23 protein-coding genes are annotated in these 24,978 nt (G+C 36.2%); all 23 read right to left on the reverse strand.

The features are described from left to right. Positions 1-6 precede the first annotated feature (6 nt). The 23 genes from ACYQ3D_RS01365 to ftsL all read right to left on the reverse strand — a co-directional run bounded on the left by ACYQ3D_RS01365 (position 7) and on the right by ftsL (position 24,955). The gene (locus ACYQ3D_RS01365) at positions 7-636 is read right to left on the reverse strand and encodes an energy-coupling factor ABC transporter ATP-binding protein (RefSeq protein WP_459835346.1); all 630 of its coding nucleotides are present in this window, start codon (positions 634-636) and stop codon (positions 7-9) included. Further along, positions 633-1,391 carry a cobalt ECF transporter T component CbiQ gene (cbiQ, locus tag ACYQ3D_RS01370; RefSeq protein ID WP_459835349.1) on the reverse strand — a complete coding sequence of 253 codons (759 nt, stop codon included), beginning with the start codon at positions 1,389-1,391 and terminating at the stop codon, positions 633-635. Before cbiQ ends, ACYQ3D_RS01365 begins: the two co-directional genes overlap by 4 nt. Beyond that, on the reverse strand, positions 1,381-1,941 hold the full coding sequence (locus ACYQ3D_RS01375; protein ID WP_459835351.1) for a hypothetical protein: 561 nt from the start codon (positions 1,939-1,941) through the stop codon (positions 1,381-1,383). Before ACYQ3D_RS01375 ends, cbiQ begins: the two co-directional genes overlap by 11 nt. Positions 1,942-1,961: 20 nt before the next feature. Next, positions 1,962-2,579: a cobalt transporter CbiM gene (gene cbiM / locus ACYQ3D_RS01380; RefSeq protein WP_459835354.1), complete on the reverse strand. Its 618-nt coding sequence runs from the start codon at positions 2,577-2,579 to the stop codon at positions 1,962-1,964. A gap of 64 nt (positions 2,580-2,643) precedes the next feature. After that, complete coding sequence (locus ACYQ3D_RS01385) at positions 2,644-3,531, reverse strand: mechanosensitive ion channel family protein (protein ID WP_459835357.1); 888 nt, start codon at positions 3,529-3,531, stop codon at positions 2,644-2,646. Positions 3,532-3,659: 128 nt separating this feature from the next. Beyond that, positions 3,660-4,616, reverse strand: coding sequence for a polyprenyl synthetase family protein (locus ACYQ3D_RS01390; protein WP_459835359.1), 957 nt, complete (start codon positions 4,614-4,616; stop codon positions 3,660-3,662). A 287-nt stretch (positions 4,617-4,903) separates the two neighbouring features. Next, positions 4,904-6,010: a group II intron reverse transcriptase/maturase gene (ltrA, locus tag ACYQ3D_RS01395; protein WP_459835361.1), complete on the reverse strand. Its 1,107-nt coding sequence runs from the start codon at positions 6,008-6,010 to the stop codon at positions 4,904-4,906. 838 nt (positions 6,011-6,848) lie between these two features. After that, positions 6,849-7,145: a hypothetical protein gene (locus ACYQ3D_RS01400; RefSeq protein ID WP_459835362.1), complete on the reverse strand. Its 297-nt coding sequence runs from the start codon at positions 7,143-7,145 to the stop codon at positions 6,849-6,851. A 25-nt stretch (positions 7,146-7,170) separates the two neighbouring features. Further along, positions 7,171-7,908 (reverse strand): RNA polymerase sporulation sigma factor SigE, encoded by a 738-nt coding sequence (sigE, locus tag ACYQ3D_RS01405; RefSeq protein WP_459835364.1) that lies wholly within the window; start codon positions 7,906-7,908, stop codon positions 7,171-7,173. A gap of 1 nt (position 7,909) precedes the next feature. Next, entirely contained in the window at positions 7,910-8,830 is a 921-nt protein-coding gene (gene spoIIGA / locus ACYQ3D_RS01410) for a sigma-E processing peptidase SpoIIGA (protein WP_459835366.1), read from the reverse strand. A 163-nt stretch (positions 8,831-8,993) separates the two neighbouring features. Beyond that, entirely contained in the window at positions 8,994-10,106 is a 1,113-nt protein-coding gene (gene ftsZ / locus ACYQ3D_RS01415) for a cell division protein FtsZ (RefSeq protein ID WP_459835368.1), read from the reverse strand. A gap of 17 nt (positions 10,107-10,123) precedes the next feature. Next, positions 10,124-11,416 (reverse strand): cell division protein FtsA, encoded by a 1,293-nt coding sequence (gene ftsA, locus ACYQ3D_RS01420; protein ID WP_459835370.1) that lies wholly within the window; start codon positions 11,414-11,416, stop codon positions 10,124-10,126. 113 nt (positions 11,417-11,529) lie between these two features. After that, positions 11,530-12,231: a cell division protein FtsQ/DivIB gene (locus ACYQ3D_RS01425; RefSeq protein WP_459835373.1), complete on the reverse strand. Its 702-nt coding sequence runs from the start codon at positions 12,229-12,231 to the stop codon at positions 11,530-11,532. 81 nt (positions 12,232-12,312) lie between these two features. Continuing rightward, positions 12,313-13,254 (reverse strand): D-alanine--D-alanine ligase, encoded by a 942-nt coding sequence (locus ACYQ3D_RS01430; protein WP_459835376.1) that lies wholly within the window; start codon positions 13,252-13,254, stop codon positions 12,313-12,315. A gap of 13 nt (positions 13,255-13,267) precedes the next feature. Beyond that, complete coding sequence (murA, locus tag ACYQ3D_RS01435; protein ID WP_459835378.1) at positions 13,268-14,518, reverse strand: UDP-N-acetylglucosamine 1-carboxyvinyltransferase; 1,251 nt, start codon at positions 14,516-14,518, stop codon at positions 13,268-13,270. A gap of 162 nt (positions 14,519-14,680) precedes the next feature. Then, positions 14,681-15,796, reverse strand: a complete 1,116-nt coding sequence (murG, locus tag ACYQ3D_RS01440) for an undecaprenyldiphospho-muramoylpentapeptide beta-N-acetylglucosaminyltransferase (protein ID WP_459835381.1) — start codon at positions 15,794-15,796, stop codon at positions 14,681-14,683. Positions 15,797-15,807: 11 nt separating this feature from the next. Continuing rightward, positions 15,808-16,890, reverse strand: coding sequence for a stage V sporulation protein E (spoVE, locus tag ACYQ3D_RS01445; RefSeq protein ID WP_459835383.1), 1,083 nt, complete (start codon positions 16,888-16,890; stop codon positions 15,808-15,810). 1 nt (position 16,891) lies between these two features. After that, positions 16,892-18,256 (reverse strand): UDP-N-acetylmuramoyl-L-alanine--D-glutamate ligase, encoded by a 1,365-nt coding sequence (gene murD, locus ACYQ3D_RS01450; protein ID WP_459835386.1) that lies wholly within the window; start codon positions 18,254-18,256, stop codon positions 16,892-16,894. A gap of 13 nt (positions 18,257-18,269) precedes the next feature. Further along, on the reverse strand, positions 18,270-19,235 hold the full coding sequence (gene mraY, locus ACYQ3D_RS01455; protein ID WP_459835388.1) for a phospho-N-acetylmuramoyl-pentapeptide-transferase: 966 nt from the start codon (positions 19,233-19,235) through the stop codon (positions 18,270-18,272). A gap of 5 nt (positions 19,236-19,240) precedes the next feature. Continuing rightward, complete coding sequence (locus tag ACYQ3D_RS01460; protein WP_459835390.1) at positions 19,241-20,617, reverse strand: UDP-N-acetylmuramoyl-tripeptide--D-alanyl-D-alanine ligase; 1,377 nt, start codon at positions 20,615-20,617, stop codon at positions 19,241-19,243. A 268-nt stretch (positions 20,618-20,885) separates the two neighbouring features. After that, on the reverse strand, positions 20,886-22,343 hold the full coding sequence (locus tag ACYQ3D_RS01465) for a UDP-N-acetylmuramoyl-L-alanyl-D-glutamate--2,6-diaminopimelate ligase (protein WP_459835392.1): 1,458 nt from the start codon (positions 22,341-22,343) through the stop codon (positions 20,886-20,888). 29 nt (positions 22,344-22,372) lie between these two features. Continuing rightward, positions 22,373-24,451, reverse strand: coding sequence for a stage V sporulation protein D (locus ACYQ3D_RS01470; protein WP_459835395.1), 2,079 nt, complete (start codon positions 24,449-24,451; stop codon positions 22,373-22,375). A gap of 30 nt (positions 24,452-24,481) precedes the next feature. Next, on the reverse strand, positions 24,482-24,955 hold the full coding sequence (gene ftsL / locus ACYQ3D_RS01475; protein WP_459835398.1) for a cell division protein FtsL: 474 nt from the start codon (positions 24,953-24,955) through the stop codon (positions 24,482-24,484). Between the last annotated feature and the right edge of the window lie 23 nt (positions 24,956-24,978).

Consider the following 24,978-nt stretch of genomic DNA (forward strand, 5'->3'; position numbering starts at 1 on the left):
TTCCTCCTAACAAGAATTCAAATAACACTTCTTAGTTACTAATCTATCCACTAACTCCTGTTGATGGGAGACTAGGATATAAGGTTGAGACATTTTTTCTAGAATAGAAATCGTCTGCCTTCTAGCTGTCTTATCTAAACCAGCAAAGGGCTCATCAAACAATAATACCTCTGGCTCCATCGCTAAAACAGCTGCTAGCGCAACTCGTTTCTTTTCTCCTGCTGAAAGTTGATAGGGAACTCTATCTCTATAATCTACTAACCCAACTGTGGCCAACACATCTGTTACAATCTCTTCTACCTCAGCCTTAGTTTTACCTAAATTTAACGGCCCAAAGGCAACTTCATCTGCTACAGTAGGACAGAATAACTGATTATCAGGCTCCTGAAATAAAAAACCTATTCTATCCCTTACTTCCTGAAATTCCTGTTGGTCACTTCTCTCTTTCCCAAAGATAATCACTTCTCCCTGTTGAGGAGTTAATAAGCCCATAATAATCTTGAGAATAGTTGTCTTACCGGAGCCATTAGCTCCTACTAAAGCTAATCTATCACCAGCAGTCAAAGTTAAATCAAAATCAGCTAGCACTTTACTCTCCTGGGGATAACCAAAGGAAACTCCTCTTAACTTTATCATAACCAACACCCTCTATCTATAATAATCAACCAACTGAATAAGACCAAACTAACAATAGCTACTAATAAATCAAAACCAGCAAACTGAAATTCACCTTGAAAATGAAAACGACCTCTAAACCCTCGACATAACATTGCATCATAAACTTCCTGAGCTCGATCATAACTTTTTACCACTAACATTCCAATTAAATAAGCATAACTTTTATACACATGTAACGATAAACTAGGTCTAAAACCACGTAATAGTAAAGAATTATATAACTTATGATATTCTTCCTTGATCACTTGGAGGTAGCGATATAGAAAAAAGAACAGATAAATCAACTTACTAGGTAATCGAAAATATACTAGAGCAGATAACAAAGCTACTATAGAAGTTGTCGATAACAGAGAAATCATAATTAAAAGAATAGAATTAGTCCGCAAAGTAATCCGTAAAGCAGCTATAACTCCTTGCTGCGAAGCTACTAAGGGGCCTAGCCGGAATAACTCAGTTCCAGTAAGACTAAAAGGTAATATAAGCCAAATAGAGAATACAAAAAAGTTAACTATTAGCAATCTCTGCAATAATTCGTTTAAGTTTAAATTGCTACTTACTGCCAAACAGCCAGCTAGCAAAAAAGCTTGTCCTAGCATCACTAATCGGTGCCCACTAGCTAGCAAAAAAGAAGCTAGAACAGCAAGGACTAACTTTAATCTAGGGTCTATCTGCTGCACCCAGCTGTACTTTGTTGTTAGCTCTTTAGTTATCATCTCTTAACCTCTGGTGGGCTTTAAAATATAGAGCAATCCCTGCTAACCCTAAAATATAACCTAAGCCACCTAAAATTTCTGTGACCCCTGGACTTTGCTTTTTAGACTGCAGCTGAGCAATTCTTCTTTTAAGTGGTTTAACTTCTTGGTGAATAATACTCTGTAACTGTTCAGCTGAGATTTGCGTCTGACTAGCAGTCACTTGTTGACTTGTATTTTCTGGGGCCAACTTATAATTGCTGAGTTTATACTCTGCTGTATGTCCTCCATGAGCCACTAAAACTATCCGTACAACAGACCAGTCAGTAAGCTCAAACTTATAATGACCTTGCTCGTCAGTAACTCCTTGCTTAAGTAACTCTCCTTCAGAATCATAAATTTTCACTTCTGCCTCTGCTAAAGGATTGCCGTGAGCTGTAACTCCTTCCACTACTATTTTCCCCTCTAGTTGGTAGGCATAAGTTCTAACTTCATGGTGTCCATGGGCTATAACACTACCTGGTACTGCTATTAGTAGTAATAAAGTTATAAGCACTATTTTCAGCTTCATTTTAATCCTCCTTATAATAATTAACTTGTAGAAATATCTAGCTCTAATAACTCTGGTTTCACCTGCTTAATAAAGCTCATACAAAAACTCGTTATTATTCCTTCTACTAGCAATAACGGAAGCTGGCCTACTACTATCATATTTGCTATAGTAAAAAATTCTTGCCCATTTAAAACTAACGTTAGCGCCATCATAACTGTTGCTAGTAATACTCCTAATGATCCACAAAGGAAAGAAGTCACTCCTAACCAAAATTTACTGTCGCTTAGTTTAAATAGCCCCTTATATAAATAATAACAAATAATAGCAGGTAGGGCCAAATTAATTACATTAACTCCTAAAGTAGTTAACCCTCCAAACTGGAATAAAATACTCTGGAGCAATAAAGCTACCAGAGTTGCTGGAAACACTCGCCAAGACAACAAAATGCCAGCTAATCCATTGAGGAGCAGATGAAGACTAGTTGGCCCGAAGGGAATCCGAATTAAAGAGGCAATAAATAAAGCAGCAGCTACTATAGCAACCTGGGGAATATCCTCTTCTTCCATCTGTCTTAGTCCTATTGTCACTCCTACTCCTGCTAAACCTAGTCCTGTGGTCAAAATAGGAACCGACAGTACACCCTCTGAAATATGCATTAGTACCACCTTCTTAAGTTATTGAAAGATGTGTGTCGTGTGCTGTGAGCTATGAGTCGTGAAGCTAATTTAAATCATTTTCCTCGCCTCTGTTATAAACACGTTTAGTAGGATAAGCTAAATCAATATCAGGCTCCTGAGCAAAACTGACTAAGATTCTTTCGTAGATCCGGTCTTCAACAGTTCTTCTTTGCCGCACCGAAGTTAAATAACGTAAAGTAATCTGGACTCCACTGGATTCAATATCTAAATACGTAATTGGAGTAAAAGCACTATATTTAATCATATAATTCTTACTCATTTCTTTTACTCTCTTTTTGGCCCTATCTTCCACTCCCTCTTCTTTCTCCTGGTTGACTATCTCTAACATTATCTCTCTAGCCTTCTGCCAATCACTTTCAAAGGTAATTAAAATTTCAGTTTCATTCCAAATACAACCAAAACCTCTAGTATAATTAAAGACTGGTTCCTTAAATAAATTGGCATTAGGCATCTGGACCAATCGACCTGTACTCTGTTCAGCAGCAATTCTATTCCCTACTTCTAATAAAGTAGTATAAAACACCCCAATATCAATTACATCCCCTTGGGTTTCGCTCCATTCAATTCTATCACCTAGACTAAAAGGGCGTTTAAAGATAAGTAGTAACCAACCTACAATATTTAATAGAACCTGATGTAATGCTAGTGTTAGGCCAGCCGATAAAAATCCTAAATAAGTTGTTAAAGAAATCTTTTGCTGTAACCAAATGAATAATAAAATTATTATAGTTATCACAGTCATCAGATAATAGGTAGAACGTCGAGCTTGGTGTCTCCGTTTTAAAGTATCAATCTGGCGGTTAATAAACCTGATTATCAATAAAGTTAAAAAATAACTACTAATAATAACTACTAGCGATAAAATTAGTTTATAGCTTAAAAATTCTCTTAGTTTAGCTACTAACTCCACCTTAAACACCTCTAATTCATTTAATAGAATAGAAAATTCCTGACCATTATCTACGCTAGGTCAGGAGTTACTGATATCCTAATTTTAACTTCTCGACTATTAACAAATATCCTGCCTAAGATAGAAATTTAACTAGTCCTTTCTAGAACCTGATCCGCTAACCAGTAGAATAATCTCCGATTATAATCACTAGGTAGAGTATCGATTACTTGCTTAGCCTTAAGCAGATAAGAATTAGAAATATCTAAAGTATAATCTAAAGCCCTAGTAGAAATTATAATTTCTTTAATTTCCTCTTTATTACAAACGGGATTATATAATAATTCCTCTAACTTAGCCTGATAGTCTGTCTCCTGGATCACATATAAAATAGGTAAAGTATAGATTCCTTGCGTAAAATCATTATTATTGGGCTTACCTAGTTCTGAAGTTGGTTTAATAAAGTCCAATACATCATCAGTCAACTGAAAAGCCATCCCTAAATAACGGCCATACTGCCCTAATCGTTTGCTAACCCTCTCGTTTAAACCACCTAAGTTAGCCCCTAGGAGACAACTAGTCTCAAATAATAAAGCAGTCTTATACTTGATTCTTTGTAGATAGTCCTTATAGGAAATAGTAACTTGATACCTATCTTGATACTGTTGAATTTCTCCTTGACACATTTGCTTAATCAACTTACTAACTGGACTAATATACTGTACAAGGTCAGCAGTGGATAAAATATTAAAGGTTAAACTAAATAAATAATCCCCAGTAAAAACAGCTATATCCTTACCATAACGTAGCTGAATAGTAGTCTCCCCTCGTCGCAAACTTGCCTCATCAATAATATCATCATGAACTAAAGTAGCCATATGTAAAATCTCTATAGCAGACGCAACTGACCAAACTAATTGTTGCTCATAATCACCAAAACCTGCTGTAGCCATCACTAATGCCGGTCTTATCCGTTTACCACCTGCTTGAGCTAATTCAGTAATTGTCCCCTCTAATAAATCCGTATTACTAGTTAGTAGTTCCTGGAAATAGACTTCAAACTCCTCTAATTCATCACTGATAGCTAAAGATTGGTCCCAGAACACTATATCACCTACCTATCCCCAACTACATCATTTAATCAGTAGTATAATTATTTTATCCTCTATATTCATATCTATAAGTTTTTTAGGAAAATAGTGTCAGGTTTTCACTCACACTCATTCCTCACACTGATACAATATCTAAATAAAGTAGGACCAGCTTCACAGCTGGGACCCCTTATCAAACTGCACGAACGGTTTTCCCGTATACAGCTTTCGGTTATTGGTGCTCCATATCAGAGAGTAAGTCAGCGACTCTATGTTACCATAGATGTATATTTCACTCTCGATTACAGCACATCAGTAAGCAGTGAATCTAGTCCTTCTTCTCTTAAAAACTTATTCGATAAGCGATAATTCTGATGAATTATCGCTTTCTTTCCTTCTATGAAAGAACGTATTCTCATTCTTATCCATTTATCTAATTTCCTATATAATGTTTTGATATTGCCTATTTTAAAGTAATGTCCCCAGCCTTTTAGTACTAAATTTAACTCATCAATTATTATTTCCAATTTCTGAGGTCTATTTCTTCTAGTTATATCTCTTATTCTATCTTTAAAGTTATTTATTGCTCTATCTCTTGGACTTTTATAATACCAATGATGAAATCTAAATCCTAGAAATTTAAACCCATCATAAAAGTTTGTTATCACTGTCTTCTCAGGATGGAGTTTTAATTTTAATTCATTTTCTATTATCTGACGAGTTACTTGTAATGCTCTTTTGGCTTTATCTTTACTTTTGGTCAATACTACAAAATCATCAGCGAAGCGAACTAGTTTATATCCCCTTCGAGTCATCTTCTTATCAAAGTAATGTAAATAGATATTAGCTAATAAAGGAGAGATCACACCTCCTTGAGGTGTTCCTTCTTTAGTCTCTTTTCTTCCTTCTTCGGTCATGACTCCTGCAGTTAGCCACGATCTAATTAAGTCTAATACCCATCCATCACTTATATATTCTACTATAAAATCCATTAATAAATCATGGTTTATAGTATCAAAATAAGATTTTATATCTGCATCTACTACCCAATCGTAACCTTGCTGTTTATATTCTTCTATTTTCTCTATTGCATCATGGGTTGATCTGTTAGGTCTGAATCCAAAAGAACATTCACAAAACAATCTCTCAAAGTGTATTTCTAAGATTTGTTTGACTGCTTGTTGGGCAATCCTATCTTTAATTACTGGAATCCCTAGTGGTCTCTTTTCTCCATTTTCTTTTGAGATATACGTTCTTAGTACTGGTCGTGGCTCATATCTATCCTCTCTTAACTGCCTATATAATTCTTGCATATTCAGTTTATAGTTATTTCTATATTCATTGATACTTACATTATCAATTCCACCACAACCACCATTAGCCAGCACTTTTTGTCCTGCCTTATGCATTCGCCATTTATCTGTGATTAAATCTTTCAGACTGTATAAGGTTCGAAAATTTTTTTCACCTATCCTAATTTCACTACTTACCAGTTCTTTCTTTCCTGTCTCGATATCTTAACCCTTATCTTCATAGTACTCCTAAGCACGTCTTTAGGCTCTCACCAATCGCACCTCTTAGTTCACTACTACTTAAGTCATGGTATTTCCTAAATTCATCATATTTTCAGTTATTATTTCCTGTCTATATTTCTTTTAGAGCTCACTATCTTTAATAGCGTCTAAACCATTCTTATTAAGATATCATTGACAGTCTATTCTTAACTTCAATAACCTGACTATCCTTCACTGTAATCAACTTTCATTGATTTTTTTCGCTACTATGATAGCTTCTGAACTCTAATATATCCTCACTCTGGCTTTCCCATTTTAGGTTATACCATCATTTATCTCTATAGATTTCTATACAGAACTATATTAGAGACTCCTCTGGTCAATTACGAAAACTATTATAGCCATCCCAACCATAATCACACCTAGTAATTCGACATGGACACTCTCGTTATCTCGCTTTTTATCCAGAGCCACCTGCATCCCCCAAGTCGACATTGGACTTCTTCATTTTTATGGTGAATCGCCACTACTAAATGCCACCGACGGTTCACATATTGTTTTAGGCTGACTATTCACCTCAAACTCTTCAGATTCTATCTCACGATAGACACCCTGTTACTATTGGTTTCACACACCGATACGACGAAAACAGCATGGATAGAATTCTCATCTACTATTTTCATAATCTACAGAGCACACATAAAAAAAGAGCACAAAAACTTGTGCTCTTTCTCTATTTAGATACAGATTGAGCTTCCTCTGTAGTTAATTCTGCAACCCATTCTTCATCTGTTTCATCAAAAATTACCTCAGGGATTAAGTATAATTCACCTTTTAAATCATAAATAGTATAAGTATTATTAGCCCCTTCCTTAGTGCCTAACTTTCTTGCTCCAGCTGACATAAGATAATCATAAATCTTTTGATACCTCATCTGCTCAGTTAAATTACAAATCATCTTCTCTTCCATCCCAAATAAATCTGCCATTAACTCAGTTGTAGTCTTAATTTCATCATTAGTTAGCTTCATGCTTAGCCCCCCTATAATACTTCCTTTACTTCATCTGCTTAACTTTATTTTTTAACTTCTCAATTATTCGCTTCTCTAACCTAGAAATATAGGACTGGGAAATACCTAAAATATCAGCTACTTCCTTTTGAGTTAATTCTTTATTCTTATTATTAAGCCCAAAACGCAAAATCATAATCTTCCTTTCTCTTTCTGATAAATACTCCATAGCTTCCACTAATAATTCTCTATCAACTTCCTCTTCAATATATTTATAGATCAGGTCCATATCTGTACCTAACACATCTGATAATTTAAGTTCATTACCATCCCAATCTATATTTAAAGGTTCATCAAAGGAAACTTCAGATTTTTTCTTATTATTCTTTCTTAAATACATCAGTATTTCATTTTCAATACACCGGGAAGCATAAGTAGCTAACTTGATATTCTTACTAACATCAAAAGTATTCACTGCTTTGATTAAACCAATGGTACCAATTGAGACTAGATCTTCAATATCAATTCCTGTATTATCATATTTGCGAGCAATATAAACTACCAACCTTAAATTCCGCTCAATCAAAACACTTTTTACAGTCTTATCTCCATCAGCTAATTTGGCTAGTAAAAATTCTTCTTCTTGATTAGATAAAGGAGGTGGTAAAGCCTTACTACTACCTACATAAAATATATTTTTTGCCTTATAGATGCCTAAAATCTGTAATAACCTAATCACACCTAGCCGCATTTTCCACTTCAGCTGCAAAAATAGTCTTCCCATTTTATCCCTCCTTATGAGTGCCCTCTCGAAAAAGTTTAGGATTCAACAGTGCCTGATAATTATTTTCAGGATCCAAAGAATTAGTTTGTAAGGCAATAATCACTTTATGAGTCGTAAATACCTTATCCTCTGTACAAATAGTTACCTCATCTGGTCTAAATCCAATTAACATACCATCCTCCTTCCCAATTGAAGAAAAAGGAATTAATCTAAATCTGTCCGACCAAGAGGTATCAACCATCTCATCCAGTAATTGATTGCTATTGTAATTATATTTACTAAAGGCTTCTTTTATTCTTGTTGGCAGTATCTCCAATAAAGCTTCTACTTCAACTATAATAACTGGAGTTTTAGTTAAAGGATCTTCTAATTGATTACCTGTATCAACTAAAGCATTTACCTGCTGTGATTGTTCGGCAAAGGAAATAATCAAAGGTACACAAAATATATTAGGAAATAACTTTTGTTGAATTAGCTTCCAACCAAACTTACCTATAATAATAATTATTAAAAATCCAACAATAATTAACCAACCACTATCCGGAGGAGTATTTAAAGTTAGAGGATAACCTCCTGTCAAATTATAAAGAGCTAAAATTGCACCAGCAGTAATAAAAGTAATTAAGTAAAAGTAACTAAGTGCTTTAAAGAAACGCTGCCGACTTATAGGCGCAAAAGAAATTAAGATCATTATTACTGAGACTAAAAAATGAATCCAAATTCGATTTAAAAATCTAAACTGAGGTAAAATAATTAAAATTGTATAAGCTGTTCCTAAAATAGAAGTTAATAATAACCGCCAGATCTTATAATTTAAATCTAATAGTTTAGCTGTAGCCCATAATAATAAATAATTCATTATTAAATTGATTCCAGATAACAGATCTAGATAAACAATCAGTTTCATGAGCCAAGTATCCACTCCCCCTACTTATATACATTGTATTTATACTAACCTATAAGTATAACTTAAAAATCAAGTAAATTTATGCCTAAATTATGTTATTTGGTGCTGAAAATATCTATCGATGTTATTCTGTGTCGAATAAAAAAATCTCGATACCTTAAAAGGCACCGAGACTTCTTTACACATCTTCATTTTTTCGTAAAAAGGCTGGAATATCCAAATCATTTTCTTCGAAAGGTTGAATATCAAAATCATCTTTTCGCTGTTTCTCTGGTTTTTGTTCAGTCTCTTCCTCTTGGTTAGGAGTCTGGTCTGCTTTGACAGAAGTTGTATTCTCCCTATCAAAACCAGTAGCAATCACTGTTACTTTAACTTCATTTTCAATATCTTCATCTACAACTGAACCTAAAATGATATTTGCTTCTGGATCAGCCACTTCAGAGATAGCCTTTGCTGCTTCATTAGCCTCATGGAGACCTAAATCAGCTCCCCCAGTAATATTAAGTAATACTCCCTGAGCTCCATCAATAGAAGCTTCTAATAATGGAGAAGCAATAGCAGCTTTAGCAGCATCAACTGCTCGTTCATCACCAGTAGCTCTACCAATCCCCATTAAAGCTGAACCAGCATCAGTCATAATTGTCTTGACATCAGCAAAGTCAAGATTAATCAAACCAGTAATAGTTATCAGATCAGAGATACCCTGGACACCTTGTCTTAAAACATCATCAGCTGTTTTAAAGGCATCTACCAAGCTAGTCTGTTTTTCCACTACATCCAATAACCTATCATTAGGAATAATTATTAAAGTATCTACTTTTTCTTTTAACATTTCAATCCCATTTTGTGCTTTGGACATTCGCTGCCGTCCTTCAACAGTAAAGGGTTTAGTCACAACTCCTACTGTTAAAGCATCAACTTCTTTTTTAGCAATCTCTGCTATTACTGGAGCCGCACCAGTTCCAGTACCACCACCCATACCTGCTGTAATAAATACCATATCAGATCCTTCTAAAGCATCAGCAATCATTTCTTCACTTTCTTCAGCAGCTTGGGCACCTACTTCTGGGTCAGCACCAGCTCCTAAGCCATCTGTTAATTCTTCTCCTATCTGTAAAGTAACTTCTGCTCGTGAAGAGACTAAAGCTTGACAATCTGTATTGACGGCAATAAATTCTACTCCACTTAAGCCTGAATCAATCATCCGGTTGACAGCATTATTACCACCACCACCTACTCCAACTACTTTTATATTAGCACTCTGTGCCTCTTCTGACCCAAATTCAAACATCAAATCCCCCCTAAATCCTACAAAATATTTTTAAACCAATCACTAATTTTATTGAATAAATCTTCTACAATTTGTTCTTCATCTTTATTAGTTTTTTGATTAGTCTTATCATTTATATTTTCAGCACCATAATACCCGAGACCAACTCCTGTAGAAAAAATAGCAGAGTTTTCTCCAGAAAAATCACTATATTCTTCTTCAAAATCATAAATAGAACCATCAACACACTCAAGCAAAGTATCAATATTATCTGGAGCTCCAATTCTAACAGGCATGTCTAATTTATCAGCAGCTAACTCAGGAACCCCTTCTAATAAAGAACCTCCACCAGTTACAACTGCTCCTGCTGGCACTATTCCCTGATAACCAGCTTTTTTGATATCTTCTTTTACTAAACTAAAGATCTCATCAATCCTTGGTTCAATAATATTACATAATACTCTACGAGAGATAGTCTTTTTTTGTTGACCACTAGTATCTAAAATATCAATCTGTTCATTACTATCTATCAAATCAGCCTTAGCACAACCATGTTTAATCTTAATTTTTTCAGCTATATTACGAGGAGTTCGTATCCCTACAGCAATATCATTTGTAACATTATCACCACCTACAGGCAAGATAGAAGTATACCAAATACTCCCTTCCTTAAAGATAGCTATATCTGTAGTTCCGCCTCCCATATCAACTAATAAGACTCCTAAATCTCTCTCGCTAGCAGATAATACTGATTTACTGGCAGCTAAAGGCTGTAAAACAACCCCTTCTACTCCAACTCCTACTTGCTTAACACTTTTAACTAAGTTTTGAATGGAAGTTACAGAACCAGTCACAATATGAGCTTCTGCCTCTAATCTAACTCCTGACATTCCTAAAGGATATTTAATATCCTTACAACTATCAACAATAAATTCACGTGGAATAACATGAATAATCTGACGTTCAGGAGGCATAGAAATAATCTTAGTAGCTTCAATAACACGATCGATATCATGTTTAGTAATCTCTTTGTTTTCACCAGTCACTGCTACTACCCCATGCCGATTAGTAGAAGAAATATGTGATCCAGCAATCCCTACAAAAACAGATTCTAATTCTACCCCTGCCATTCTTTCAGCTTTAACAACTGATTTTTCTATAGAACCAACAGTATCATCTATATCAATAACCATACCTTTTTTCAAACCAATAGAAGGGCTAGTACCGATTCCTATTATTTCTAGGGAGCCATTATTATTGACCTCAGCAATAATCGTACATACTTTGGTTGTACCTATATCGATTCCAGCAACTATATTTCTTTGTGTCACTAAATGCCCTCCTTTCCAAAAAATAAAAAATAGCCCTTATTTTAGTCCTTCCTAGTGATAATTTCAATAGTAATACCTGAGTTCCTTTTTTTATTTGTAAATTTTCTTAAAAATCAATCTAATTTAAGGAAACTATTCTCCTTGTATCTTAAATCAATATATTCAATATCCAAATCTTTTTGTTGGAGATCCTGATAGATAGAAGTAAAGACTTGTGCTTTACGTTTAATATCAAAATCAGAACCTAATTTTACTGTAGCATCTTGGTGTAAAAAAAGCCTTATCTTCTGTTGGTCAGTAAGGTGTACTTCACTTATGCCCGCTAGTACATTTTTAGGTAACTTACTTAAGTAATTAATAGCCACTTCTAATTCTGCTGTTAACTGATTTTTTTCTTCTTGATTATCTATAGCAAAACCAGTTAACAATGGTAACTGCCAACTAGATAAGTTATTAGTCACTTGCAAAATCCAACCCGCAGCATCGATTACTTGATAAGAAGATTGAAAAGGAATCACAGCTAAAGGCATTCTTTCTTTAATCTGGACAACTACTTGATTAGGAAAATCTCTTCTGACAGTAGCTGACTTGATTTGAGACAATTCAGTTATTTTTTCTTCTATCTTTTCTTGATCAATAGCAAATAGGTTATCTTTTTGATTTAGTTTGCTAAAATTAAGTAAATACTTATCTGTTAATAGCTCATTTCCTTGGATTTTAACCTCCTCAATCTGAAAATAACTGGAATAAACAATATTAACCACTCCTAAAACAAACAACAAAGCAATACCAATTAAGATAGTCTGCTTGTCCATAATATCTCCTCCACTACTCTCTAAAACCTTACTTAATAATAAGGCTAAGGTTAAGAACTTCTTAACCTTAGCCTTAGCTGATTAATTACATGCTAATTCCAGAAGCCTAACTACTAGCTGACTAAAATTGATATCAGCAGCAGCTGCTGCCTGAGGTAACAAACTAGTTTCAGTCATACCAGGAATAGTATTCACTTCTAAAACATAAGGCTGACCATCAGGACTAACTCGTAAATCAACTCTGGACATTCCCCTACATTTTAAAACCTGATGTGCCTCTAGAGCCATCTTTTGCGTCTGATTATAAACTGAATCTGCTAGATCAGCTGGAATATCAAATTCAGTCAGCCCCTTAGTATATTTAGCTTCAAAATCATAAACTCCATCTTGCGGTTTGATCTCTATAATTGGTAATACTTGCGGATTATGATCACCTAATAAACCAACTGTAATCTCCCGCCCAGGAATATATTCTTCAATTAATACTTGTTTATCATAACCAAAAGCTTCCTCCAGACTGGAAAGGATCTTGGTTTCATCATCTACAATAGATAAGCCTATACTTGATCCTTCTAAGGCTGGCTTAATTACCACTGGTAAAGCAAACTGTTGCTTTATCTGAGTTAAAATATCTTCCTTATTTTCTGTAAAATCCGCTTTAGTTAACAAGGAAAAATCTGGAGTGAGTACTCCTCGCTCTTTAAACAATCGTTTAGAAGTTACTTTATCCATTGCTACAGAACTAGCTAGCACCCCAGAACCTGTATAAGGAATCTCCATTAATTCTAATAACCCCTGGATAGTACCATCTTCGCCGTAACGACCATGTAACGCAATAAATGCTACATCTACTCCAGCTTCCTTTAATATTAATGGGAAATCATCTTCGGCTGGATCAATATCTACTGTCTTATATCCTTGGTCTTTTAAACTATCCAATATAGCCTGGCCTGTTTTGAGAGAAACTTCTCGCTCCTGCGACTTACCTCCTCTAATAACAGCAATGGTTTTATCTTCTAGCATCTCTAACTCCTCCTTACTCTTTTCGACTGATTTTAGCTCCTAGTTTTGTTAACTTATCCTCTAACCCTGCATAACCGCGATCAATATGATGAACATCTTCTACTACAGTCTGCCCTGTAGCTGATAAACCAGCCAGTACTAAAGCAGCCCCTGCTCTTAGATCAGTAGCTTTAACTTTGCTACCTTGTAAGCTCTTAACTCCTTTAATAGTTGCTGTATTATCTGTTACTTCAATGTTGGCCCCCATCTTATTTAATTGGACTGTATGTTGGAGCCGATTATCAAATATTGTTTCTGTAATTGAACTAGAACCTTCTGCTTGGGCCAACAACGTCATAAACTGAGGTTGCATATCAGTAGGAAATCCAGGGTAAGGTAAAGTTTTTAGTTGGACTCCTTGCCAAGAATCAACTCCTGTCACTCGCACTTGATCTTCAGTAGTCTCCACCTTAACTCCAGTTTCAGCTAATTTAGACAAAATTGCTTCAATATGTACCGGAATTAAGTCATTAGCTACTATTTCTCCACTAGTAACAGCTGCTGCTACCAGAAAAGTTCCTGCCTCGATCCGATCAGGAATCACCCTATATTCTACTGGCTGAAAATCTTTAGCTTCTGTTATTTTAATCTTATCTGTACCAGCTCCTCTAACCTGAGCCCCTAATTGATTTAAAAAATTCTGGAGATCAACTACTTCTGGCTCTTGAGCTGCATTATGAATAACCGTCTTACCTTGGGCCTTAACAGCAGCCATCATAATATTTTCAGTAGCCCCTACACTAGGAAAATCAAGCTGAATCTCTGCCCCCTCTAACTGATCAGCTTTACCATGTAAGTAACAATCTTCTTCTTTAAATTCTACCCCCAAAGCACGTAACCCCTTCAGATGTAAATCAATTAGTCGAGTCCCAATACTACAGCCACCTGGTTGAGAAATCTTAATCTCTCCAAATCGAGCTAGCAACGGCCCCATCAAAAAGATACTTGCTCGCATCTTTTTCATTAAATCTTGGGGAATCATACAACTATCGATTTCTGTTGTATCCACAGCTAAATAATCATCCTCTGCTGTTACCTTAGCTCCTAAAGAAGTTAACACCTCTTTCATAACTCGTACATCACGTAAATTAGGAACCCGATCAATTACAGATTGGCCTGCTCCTAGTATAGTACTAGCTAAAATAGGTAATACTGCATTCTTAGCTCCATTGATCTCTACTTCACCGGTCAAAGGTCGCCCTCCGTCTATCACAAACTGAGACATACTTGTCACCCCCCCTTGATTTAATACTATGTAGGTACTGATAAGGGGTGATAAACTCTACATTAGATAGCCCTTATCTCTCATATGATATGTGACTTCTTCTAAATACGTTACTATAGAGTTTGTCCTAAATTGATAATTAATAGCAATCAATAGTCTTACTTACCGACATTGATTATAAGTCTTAAAAAGCAAATCAACTAGTTTATCAGCTGCTTGAGGTTGACCTAACTCCTTACTAGCTTGGGACATTTTCTTTAAACAAGTTTTATCCTGGAGTAGCTTATCAATTAGATTAAGCAATTTAGCACCTGTTACTTCCTGATCTAAAACTACCTTAGCTGCTCCTGCTTCTTCTAAAGAGCGAGCGTTATATTCTTGGTGGTTTTCAGCAGCATGAGGATAAGGAACTAAAATAGCTGGTATACCACATGCAGTAATCTCAGCTAATCCTGTTGCCCCTGCTCTAGAAATAATTAAATCTGTTATAGCTAAAGCCGCCTCCATATTATATAGATAAGGTTTAATTATAATATTTCCTGTTTCTAAATCCTTTATTCCTGCTTCTTTAGCCTGCTGAGCCACTTGCGAGAAATCACGCTGACCAGTAATATGTAACACTTGTAAATTAGACTCTTGTAACTGAGGATAAATAGCAACTAAAGCCTGATTAATACTTCTAGCCCCTCGGCTACCACCTAGTACTAATAATGTATCTTGGTTAGGTGCTAGCCCTAATTCTTGATAGGCTTCTTCTTGCTCTTTAGTTAAAATTTCTGGTCTGATAGGATTACCAGTCAGTACTGTCTTCTCTGGAGTAGCCAAATACTCTTTAGCATCTCGATTACTTAAAGCTATTTGATCCACTACTCTAGCTAAAATGCGATTAGTTAACCCAGGATAAGCATTTTGTTCGTGAATCAAAGTAGGAATTCCACTTAAAGCAGCAGCCAAGACAGTTGGCCCGCAGACATATCCTCCTGTCCCTACTACTATATCCGGGCCAAAGTCTTGAATAATCTGTCTTGCTTGCCACAATCCCCAGCCTGTTTTAGCTAAAGCTGTAACTAACTTAAAAGATAACTTCCGGGGCAAACCTTCCACAGCAATAGTTTCTAACGGATAACCTTCCTGGGGAATTATATCTGCTTCCAAACCATCTTGCGTTCCCACAAACAAAATTTCTATATTATCAAGCTCAGTTTCTAATCGCTGAGCAATAGCTAAACTAGGATAAATATGTCCTCCTGTTCCTCCACCAGAAAATAATACTTTCATTTTTTCCACTCCTACTTCTTACAGAATCGAGATATATTTAGTAAAATACCTATACTAGCAGACATTACCACTAGTGACGTACCTCCGTAACTAATAAAAGGGAGAGTGATTCCAGTTACCGGCATAGAACCTGTTACTACCCCAATATTAATTATAGCCTGGAGTACGATCCAACTTGTAATTCCAACTGCCAACATAGCCCCAAATAAATCCGGAGCCTTCAGAGCAATCTGCATCCCTCTTAAAGCAAGCAAAAAGTACAGAAATAAAACAATTAAGCTACCAACAAACCCTAGTTCTTCTCCTAAAACTGCAAAGATAAAATCGGTTCCTGGTTCAGGCAAATAGAAGAATTTCTGTCTACTACGACCTAGACCAACTCCAAATAAGCCACCTGATCCTAAAGCATATAAAGACTGAATAATATGAAATCCAGTTCCTTTAGGGTCCTGCCAAGGATTTAAAAAAGCAAAGATTCTCTTTCGCCGATAAGGTTCAACCATTAAAACATACACTAAAGCCGGTAAACCTGAAGCAAATAAACCACCTAAGTGTAATAATCTAGCCCCAGCAGACAGTAACATAATCACTACTGTTAAAGCTATTGTACCTGCTGTTCCTAAATCAGGTTCTAATAAGATCAACCCAAAAACAAACACCAAAATTCCTAATACTGGAATTAACCCCCGCCAAAATTCTTTAATTTGACTACCAGCTAAATGGATATACCGCGCAACGAAGATAATCATAGTTAATTTAACCAGTTCAGAAGGTTGGACCCTAACTCCAATATTAATCCACCGCCGCGAGCCATTGATCTCAGGGCCAATAAACAACACAAGTACCAAACCTACAATACTAATAGCTAATAGATAATAAGCCCAATTTAAATAACGATGATAATCAATATTAGATACTAGCATCATGACTAAAATACCTAACAGCAACCAAGTTAACTGTCGCTTCAAAAAATGAAAACTATCGCCAAATTGAGCATAAGCAGAAATAGAAGTAGCACTAAAAACCATAGTGACACTAATTCCTAATAGGAAAATAATCACTGCTAAGATAATATAATCAGGGGCGTACTTCACATTAACCCCTCCTTAATCGTTGTACCGCCTCTTTAAAAAGATTCCCTCGCTCTTTATAACTACTAAACATATCCCAACTAGCACAAGCAGGTGATAATAAAACAATATCTCCTGTAGTTACTAACTCATCAGATTGCCTAACAGCCTCTTGAATACTATCCACCTGATAAATACTATTAAACCCTAACTTAGTTAATTCCGCTTCAATCTGCTTAGCTGTCTCACCTAACAACACAACAGCTTTTACTTTATCAACTGCAGCCTGAGCAAACTCAGTAAAATCAGATCCCTTATCCATACCACCAGCAATCAAGACAATTGGAGCACTAAAAGTCTCTAAAGCCTTAATAGCAGCAACAGGATTAGTTCCCTTAGAATCATTAATATACTTCACCCCATCAACTTTAGCCACCTGTTCGATTCTATGTTCTACTCCACTAAACTGGCGTAATCCTGTAGCTAATACCTCCTGATCAACCTCCATTAATAAAGACATAGCTACTACTCCTAAGGCATTTTCCAAATTATGAGGTCCTTGGAGCGCTAATTCATCCACAGCAATAATTTCCTCTTTATTACCCGATAAATTACTAACAATCTTATCCTCTGCTACAAAAACTCCCCGGTCTAAACTAACCTGTTGACTAAAGAAGATAACTTCTGCCTCTGTAGCACTAGCAAATTCTCTTACTTGGGGATCATCATAGTTCAAGACAGCATAATCATCAGCCTTTTGCCTAGCAACTAATTTCCTTTTAGCAGCTACATAATTAGCAAAGCTACCGTGGCGCTTGATATGGTCAGGAGTTAAGTTAAGTACCAAACTAATATCAGGTTGAAACTGCTTAACTCCTTCTAATTGAAAAGAGCTGATCTCAGCAATAGCTACATCTCCACAATTAAGATATGGTAAATCCCTAATTAAAGTCCGCCCAATATTACCTCCTACAATAGAATTAAACTCAGATCTGTTAAATACTTCCCCAGCTAAACTAGTAGTTGTTGTCTTCCCGTTAGTTCCAGTAATAGCTAACAGCTGAGCTTTACCAAACCGATAAGCTAATTCTACCTCACTGATGACTTCTATTCCCTTAGCTCTTGCTCTTTCTAGAATTGGAATATCAACTGGCACCCCAGGACTAATCACAATTAAATCAGACTCTAAAATTAATTCTGGAGTATGACCTCCTAAATCCAAAGTAACATCTTCACTACCTAAGAACTCTAGTTCAGCAGCTAATTCAGTTTGCGACTTAGTATCACTAGCTATTACATTAGCCCCTTGCTGGAGTAAAAACTTGATTGTAGCTACTCCTGTTCTTTTACTCAATCCTAGCACAGTTACTGATTTATCTGTTAGTTTCATAATATCCCCTTTCTTAGCCTAACTGAAATAGCCCTAATAAACCTAGCAATGATAAAATAATAGCTAAAATCCAAAATCTAATTACTACTTTGGCCTCCTGCCAACCCTCTAATTCAAAATGATGGTGTAAAGGACTCATCTTAAAAATACGTTGTCCTTGGGTTAATTTATAATAACCTACCTGTAATATAACTGATACTGCCTCAATAACATAGACTCCACCAATAATTAATAAAAATAATTCTGTTCTAGTCAAAACTGAAATAACAGCTAATGCCCCTCCTAAAGCCAAAGATCCTGTATCTCCCATAAATACTTGAGCAGGATGGCTATTAAACCAGGAAAACCCTAAACAAGCTCCGGCTATAGAAGTAGCAAAGATAGCTAAATCTTGATTACCAAATTTAAAAGCCATGTAAGCATAAGTAATTGTTACAATAATTGTGACTCCTGCTGCTAAACCATCCAAGCCATCAGTTAAATTGACTGCATTAGAAGTTCCTACAATCACCATAATTACAAAAGGAATAAATAACTGTCCTAAGTCTATATTAATTAATAAATAAGGAACTAAAATTTCGGTGCCTAAATCCAACTTAGTCACAGCTACTAGTCCTACTGCTAAAGCAGCTAAAATTTGGCCTAGTATCTTCTGCCAGGCTCTTAAACCTAAAGATCTCTCAGCTAATATCTTAATAACATCATCTAATAAACCTAATAACCCATAACTTAAAGTTACAAATAAAGCCAATACAATCTCTATTGTTGGTTCTGCAAAAGCTAAAGTAGATAATAAGACAGCAAATATAATGATTACTCCACCCATAGTAGGGATTCCAGCTTTATCTAAATGTCTCTCCGGGCCAACTTTTCTAACATTTTGCCCAAACTCTAACTTTCTAAACCAACTGATTACAAAGGGGCCAATTACTATACTAATTAGAAAAGATACTACCGCAGCATATATTAAATCAATCACTACCATCACTCCTTATCTTCTAGCATATCAATAATTCCCTCTAATTTCATCCCCCGAGAAGCCTTAATTAAAATTGTATCTTGTGACTGAACTACCTGATTTAATTTAGTTTGCGCCTCTTCTTTAGTCGGGTAACTAAAAACCTGCTCTTGTGTCATCCCTGCTTCTAAAGCCCCTTGAGCTATTTGAGCAGCTAACTCACCAATGGTAAATAAATAATCTAGCTCTATATTAGCTACTACAGTACCTATCTTTTGGTGGTGCTTAGCAGCTAGTGTACCTAACTCTAGCATATCACCTAAAATAGCAATCTTTCTGCCCCCTGTAATCTCTGCCAAGTTATAAAGAGCTGCTTTCATTGAAATAGGATTAGCATTATAAGCATCATTGATAATCTGTAAACCACTATCTGTAGTTATTAATTGATTACGCATTGCAGTTAGCTCTAGATTAGCCAGTCCTCTTTTAATCTCTTCTATCTCCAAGCCTAGTTCTTGGCCCACTGCTATAGCCGCTAGGGCATTGTAAACATTATACTTACCAGGAATCGGTAACTGAAACGGATAACTAGCTGCCTGTGAATTACATCTAACTGTAAACTCAACCCCTGAATTACCTAAACTTTCGATCTCAGTTGCTTGGAGTTGATTATTATCTTCTAGCCCATAATTAATAACTGCTCCTGGAGTTAAATGGTGCATAGATTCTACAAACTGGTCATCACCATTGAGGACAGCTACATCATCACTAGTTAATGAAGCAATCAATTCTCCTTTAGCCTGAGCTATCTTGCTTTGACTGCCTAATAACTCAATATGAGCCAAGCCTACATTAGTAACTACCCCATAATCAGGTTCAGCAATACTAGCTAACTCTTTAATTTCTCCTAAAGACCTCATCCCTAACTCCACCACTAGTGCTTCGTGATTAGGCTCTAATTCGAGCAGAGTCAAAGGAAGACCAATTTCATTATTGTAATTCCCTTGGGTCTTTAGCGTCTGATACTTTTGCTTTAATACAGCAGCAATCATATCCTTAGTAGTAGTCTTACCAGTACTCCCTGTCACAGCTACTACTGGTAAAGAAAACTGGCGCCGGTAGTAGGCAGCTAAATCCTGTAAAGCCTGAGTTGTATCTTCAACTACAAGCAAAGGCCCTTCAACTTCTACTTCCTGGGAGACAATAGCCAATTTAGCTCCTTTAGCAAAGGCTTCAGCTACAAAATCATGGCCATCAAAATTAGAGCCTACCAGAGCAATAAATACATCTCCAGCTTGTAACGTCCGGGTATCAGTTGAAATACTATCTATTTTACCTGCAACATCAGCAGTCAACTCTCCTGCAACAGCTGTTGTAACTTCTAGAATGGATAATGGCTTCATTAGTCTTCCTCCCACTAAATCAATTTACAATTTACAATTGAGAATTATTGATATATTGTGTCACCAGAGGTGACACAGTCGTCAGCTATCTGCTATGAGCTGTCAGCTGATTCAAAACCTTTAAATTCAAAATCTAACCCTTTAAGATTACTATGTTTTAAGGAATTGAACTGGATCTGTGGTTTTGAATTTGATTTGGCTCACGACACATAGCAGACGACAGATAGCTGATATAATGTGGCACAAAAGTGCCACATTATATCAATTCTCAATTATTAAGAGCTTCTCTAGCTACTGCTCTATCATCAAAATCAATCACTCTTCCCCCAATCTCTTGATAAGTTTCGTGGCCTTTACCAATAATTAATACTATATCCTCTGCTGTAGCTAGTTTAATTCCTTGCTTAATTGCTTCCGCTCGATCTTCAATAATGACATAATCCTCACCTTCTGTCTTATCCAACTGGTCAATACCTGACTTGATATCTTGAATAATATCCAGGGGATGTTCACTGCGCGGATTATCAGAAGTTACCAGAGCAAAATCAGCTAGTCTGACACCAAGTTGGCCCATAGTCGGTCGTTTTTTACTATCTCTATCTCCTCCACAGCCGAAGACAACAATAACTCGCCCAGTCGTAAGTTCCTTAGCTGTCTGGAGTACATTTTTCATTCCATCAGGAGTATGAGCATAATCAACGATCACCCCAAAATTTTGGCCCTCATCTAGCAATTGAAATCTACCTGGCACTCCTGTAACCTCCTCTAACCCAGCTTTAACATCTTCTAAAGCAAAACCTAGACTAGCCACAGTAGCAATAGCAGCTAAAGAATTATACACATTAAACCTACCAGCTAAATCAATTTCAATTGGTAGTGTCTGTTGATCAGTATGTAAGCAATAACTAACTCCTTTAATCCCCACCTCAATATCCTGGGCTTTGAAATCAACTTCTTCTTCTAAACCATAACTTATAACCTCACCTCGAGCTTCCTGACAAATTTCTCCAGCCTGCTCATCATCAAAGTTAATAATACTTGGTTGCTCATTCATACTAAATAATTGAGCTTTAGCCTGTAAATAATCCGTTAATGACTGGTGAAAATCAAGGTGGTCCTGACTTAAATTAGTAAATACTTGGCGATCAAAATCAATCTCGAGTACTCGTTGTAACTTCAAAGCATGAGAAGAAACTTCCATTACTACATGCGTAACTCCCTCCTCTAACATATTAGCTAGATAGCGTTGTAAATCCAGGGACTCAGGAGTAGTTCGACTAGCATCTTCCTCAACTAAACCTATCTTATTCTTAATAGTTCCTATCAACCCTGTTTTAAAGCCTAAATTCTGTAAAATAGAATCTAAAAGATAGGTAGTCGTTGTCTTACCATTTGTACCAGTAACTCCAATCACAGTCAAATCATCAGCAGGATAGTCATAAAATCGAGCACTAACCTTAGCCAAAGCTTCTCTAGTATCAGCTACTTTAATTACTGGCACTCCTACAGATGTAACATCGTCTTCTACTAATACTGCTTGAGCACCATTAGCAATAGCATCCTCTATGAACTGATGGCCGTTCTTTTCAAAACCAGTAATTGCTACAAATAAATAACCGTCTTTAACTTCGCGGGAATCATAAGCAATACCAGTGATTTCTTGATCTAAATTACCAGTTATATCTTCAGTCTCTAATACTGTAACTAATTCCTGTAAATAACTCATAATTAACCTCCTTATATAATTTAATTTTATTAATCCGATAACCAAACCTTTATATACTCTCCTGAATCAACTGTTAATCCAGGAGCAGGATCCTGTTCTTCTATCGCACCTGTCCCAGACCATTTAAGTTTCAATCCTAATTCTCCTACTAAATTAGCAGCTTCTTTGACTCTCATTCCTTCCAAATTAGGTACTGTAACCTGATACTTTTCCTGTTGCTCTGTAGCTCCATCAAAAAATAAAATCACTGTACTGTTTTTATTAACTACTACCCCAGATTCAGGAACTTGGTGGACTACTTGTTGCCCTCTACCTTCTAGTTTAACTTCTAAGCCGCGCTGTAATAACTTATCCTCAGCCTCGGATAAAGGTAGATTTTCAACATTAGGTACCTTAACCTGTTTCACGCTCTCTTCTTCTTCAGTTGGTTGATTATTCTCCGGGGGAATCTCCAAATAACGCAAAGCATCTTTAACTATATTATGAAAAATAGGAGCTGCTACTTGCGAACCATAGTAAGGATAACTTTCTACCCCATATAAAACAACTAAAGTAACTAGTTGGGGATCATCAACCGGAACCATTCCTACAAAAGAAGAATCATAGAGCCGCTTCCCATAGTGCTTAGCTGTTCCTGTCTTACCTCCAATCTCGTAGCCTTCTATACCAGCTTTCCGGCCTGAACCGCCTGCTACTACCCCTTCTAATAAGTTCCTCAATGTTTGAGAAGTTTCTTGAGAAATAATCTTTCTGATTGGTTCAGGACTAATCTTATTAATTAATTCTCCATTAGGTTTTCTTATCTCTTTAACTAATTGCGGCTTTAGCATCTGTCCATCATTGGCTACTGCTGATACAGCTGTAGTTAATTGGACAGGAGTAACACTAATTCCGTGGCCAAAAGATGTCGTAGCTAATTCAACAGGGCCAACATCATCCAAATCATAAACTAATCCCTCTGCTTCTCCTGGTAGCTTAATTCTTGTCTGTTCCCCAAACCCGAAAGCATCAATATATTCATAAAATTTTTCTTCTCCTATTCGCTGGCCTACTTGAACAAAACCAGGATTACAAGAATTCTGGACTACTTCAGCAAAAGTCTGCTTACCATGTCCACCACCCTTCCAACAATCAATCTTCTGCCCAGAGACCTTAATATAACCAGGATCATAAAATTTATCCTTCGGATGAACAACCCCTTCTTCTAAACCAGCAGCAGCTGTTACAATCTTGAAGGTTGAACCTGGTTCATATGTATCTGATACAGCTCTGTTTCTCCATAATCGCGGTTGATAATCAGCAAACTGATTAGGATTATAAGTAGGTTGGTTAGCTAAAGATAAGATATCACCTGTTTCGGGATCCATCATTACAATTGTACCTGCTTGAGCTTGATGTTCAGTCATAGCCTGCTTTAATTCTCGTTCTGCTATATACTGCAATACATGATCTATTGTTAAATAAATATTATTCCCATCTTCAGGGGCAATATAATCCTTGATTCCTTGGGGGATTTCTCGGCCAACTGCGTCACTTTCCATTGAAATCCGGCCAGGTTGGCCTCGTAACTGCTGATCATAAGATAGTTCTATCCCTTGTAGACCTTGACTATCAACCCCAGCAAAGCCTAACACATGAGCTGCTAAATTATCTTTAGGATAAAATCGTTTACTTTCTTGAGTAAAATAAATACCAGGCAAATCTAATTTACGAATCTGCTCTGCTTTTTCATCTGCCACTTTTCGAGCTATATAGACTGAACCTAATTGCTTAGTTAGCTGTTGGTAAATTTCTTCTTGCTCCAGCTCTAATATATCAGCTAGTTTACCAGCTGTCTTCTCAGGTTGCTCAACATCTTGAGGAGCAGCTACTACCGTATCTGCACTAGCACTAACAGCAAGTTCAGTTCCTGTTCTATCATAAATAATTCCTCGCTTAGGTTCTACTTTAACCTTTTTTAACCTTTGTTGTAAAGCCATTTGCTGGTAGTCATCATTTTTAGATAACTGAATCCAGCCCACTCTTAAAATCAATAACAATATAACCACAGCAGCAAGAACAAAAAGTAACACAATTCTTGCTCGCACTTGTTGACTAACCTGATTCACTTATTAACTCACCTTCCTTAACTTAGGAAGTTAATTTTGTAACGTATCTGCTTGGACATTAGTAACACTATGAAACCAAGCCATAATTTGTTCTGTAATCCCCGGCTTAGCTTGCGATTTATCCTGAGATTCCTCGGTAACAGATTCCAGATTATCATCTTGGGAGCTAGCAACCTTAACATACTGTATCTGTTGTGGTTCCTTCATTCCTAATTCCTGTTTAGCCCTTTTTTCGATCCGGTCTAAAGACATTAAATTAGAAATTTTCAGCTGTAAATGAGCCTTCTCAGATTTAAGTTGGTTTTTCTTTTCTTTTAGTTGTTCTAATTGTACATTCTTCCTTGATAACTGAACATACTGGTTGATATGGATTAAAATTAGAAATACAATAATACCAACTATTAAAATAAATCCTATAACTTGTTTGCCAGTCATCGATTTAGCCGGAGTTGATGAAGTTTCTTGTGGTTCAAAATGCTGATTCCTGTTATCTCTTACTCCCAATCTTATTCACCTACCTTTTACTT

This window comes from Halanaerobaculum tunisiense, from assembly GCF_054657635.1.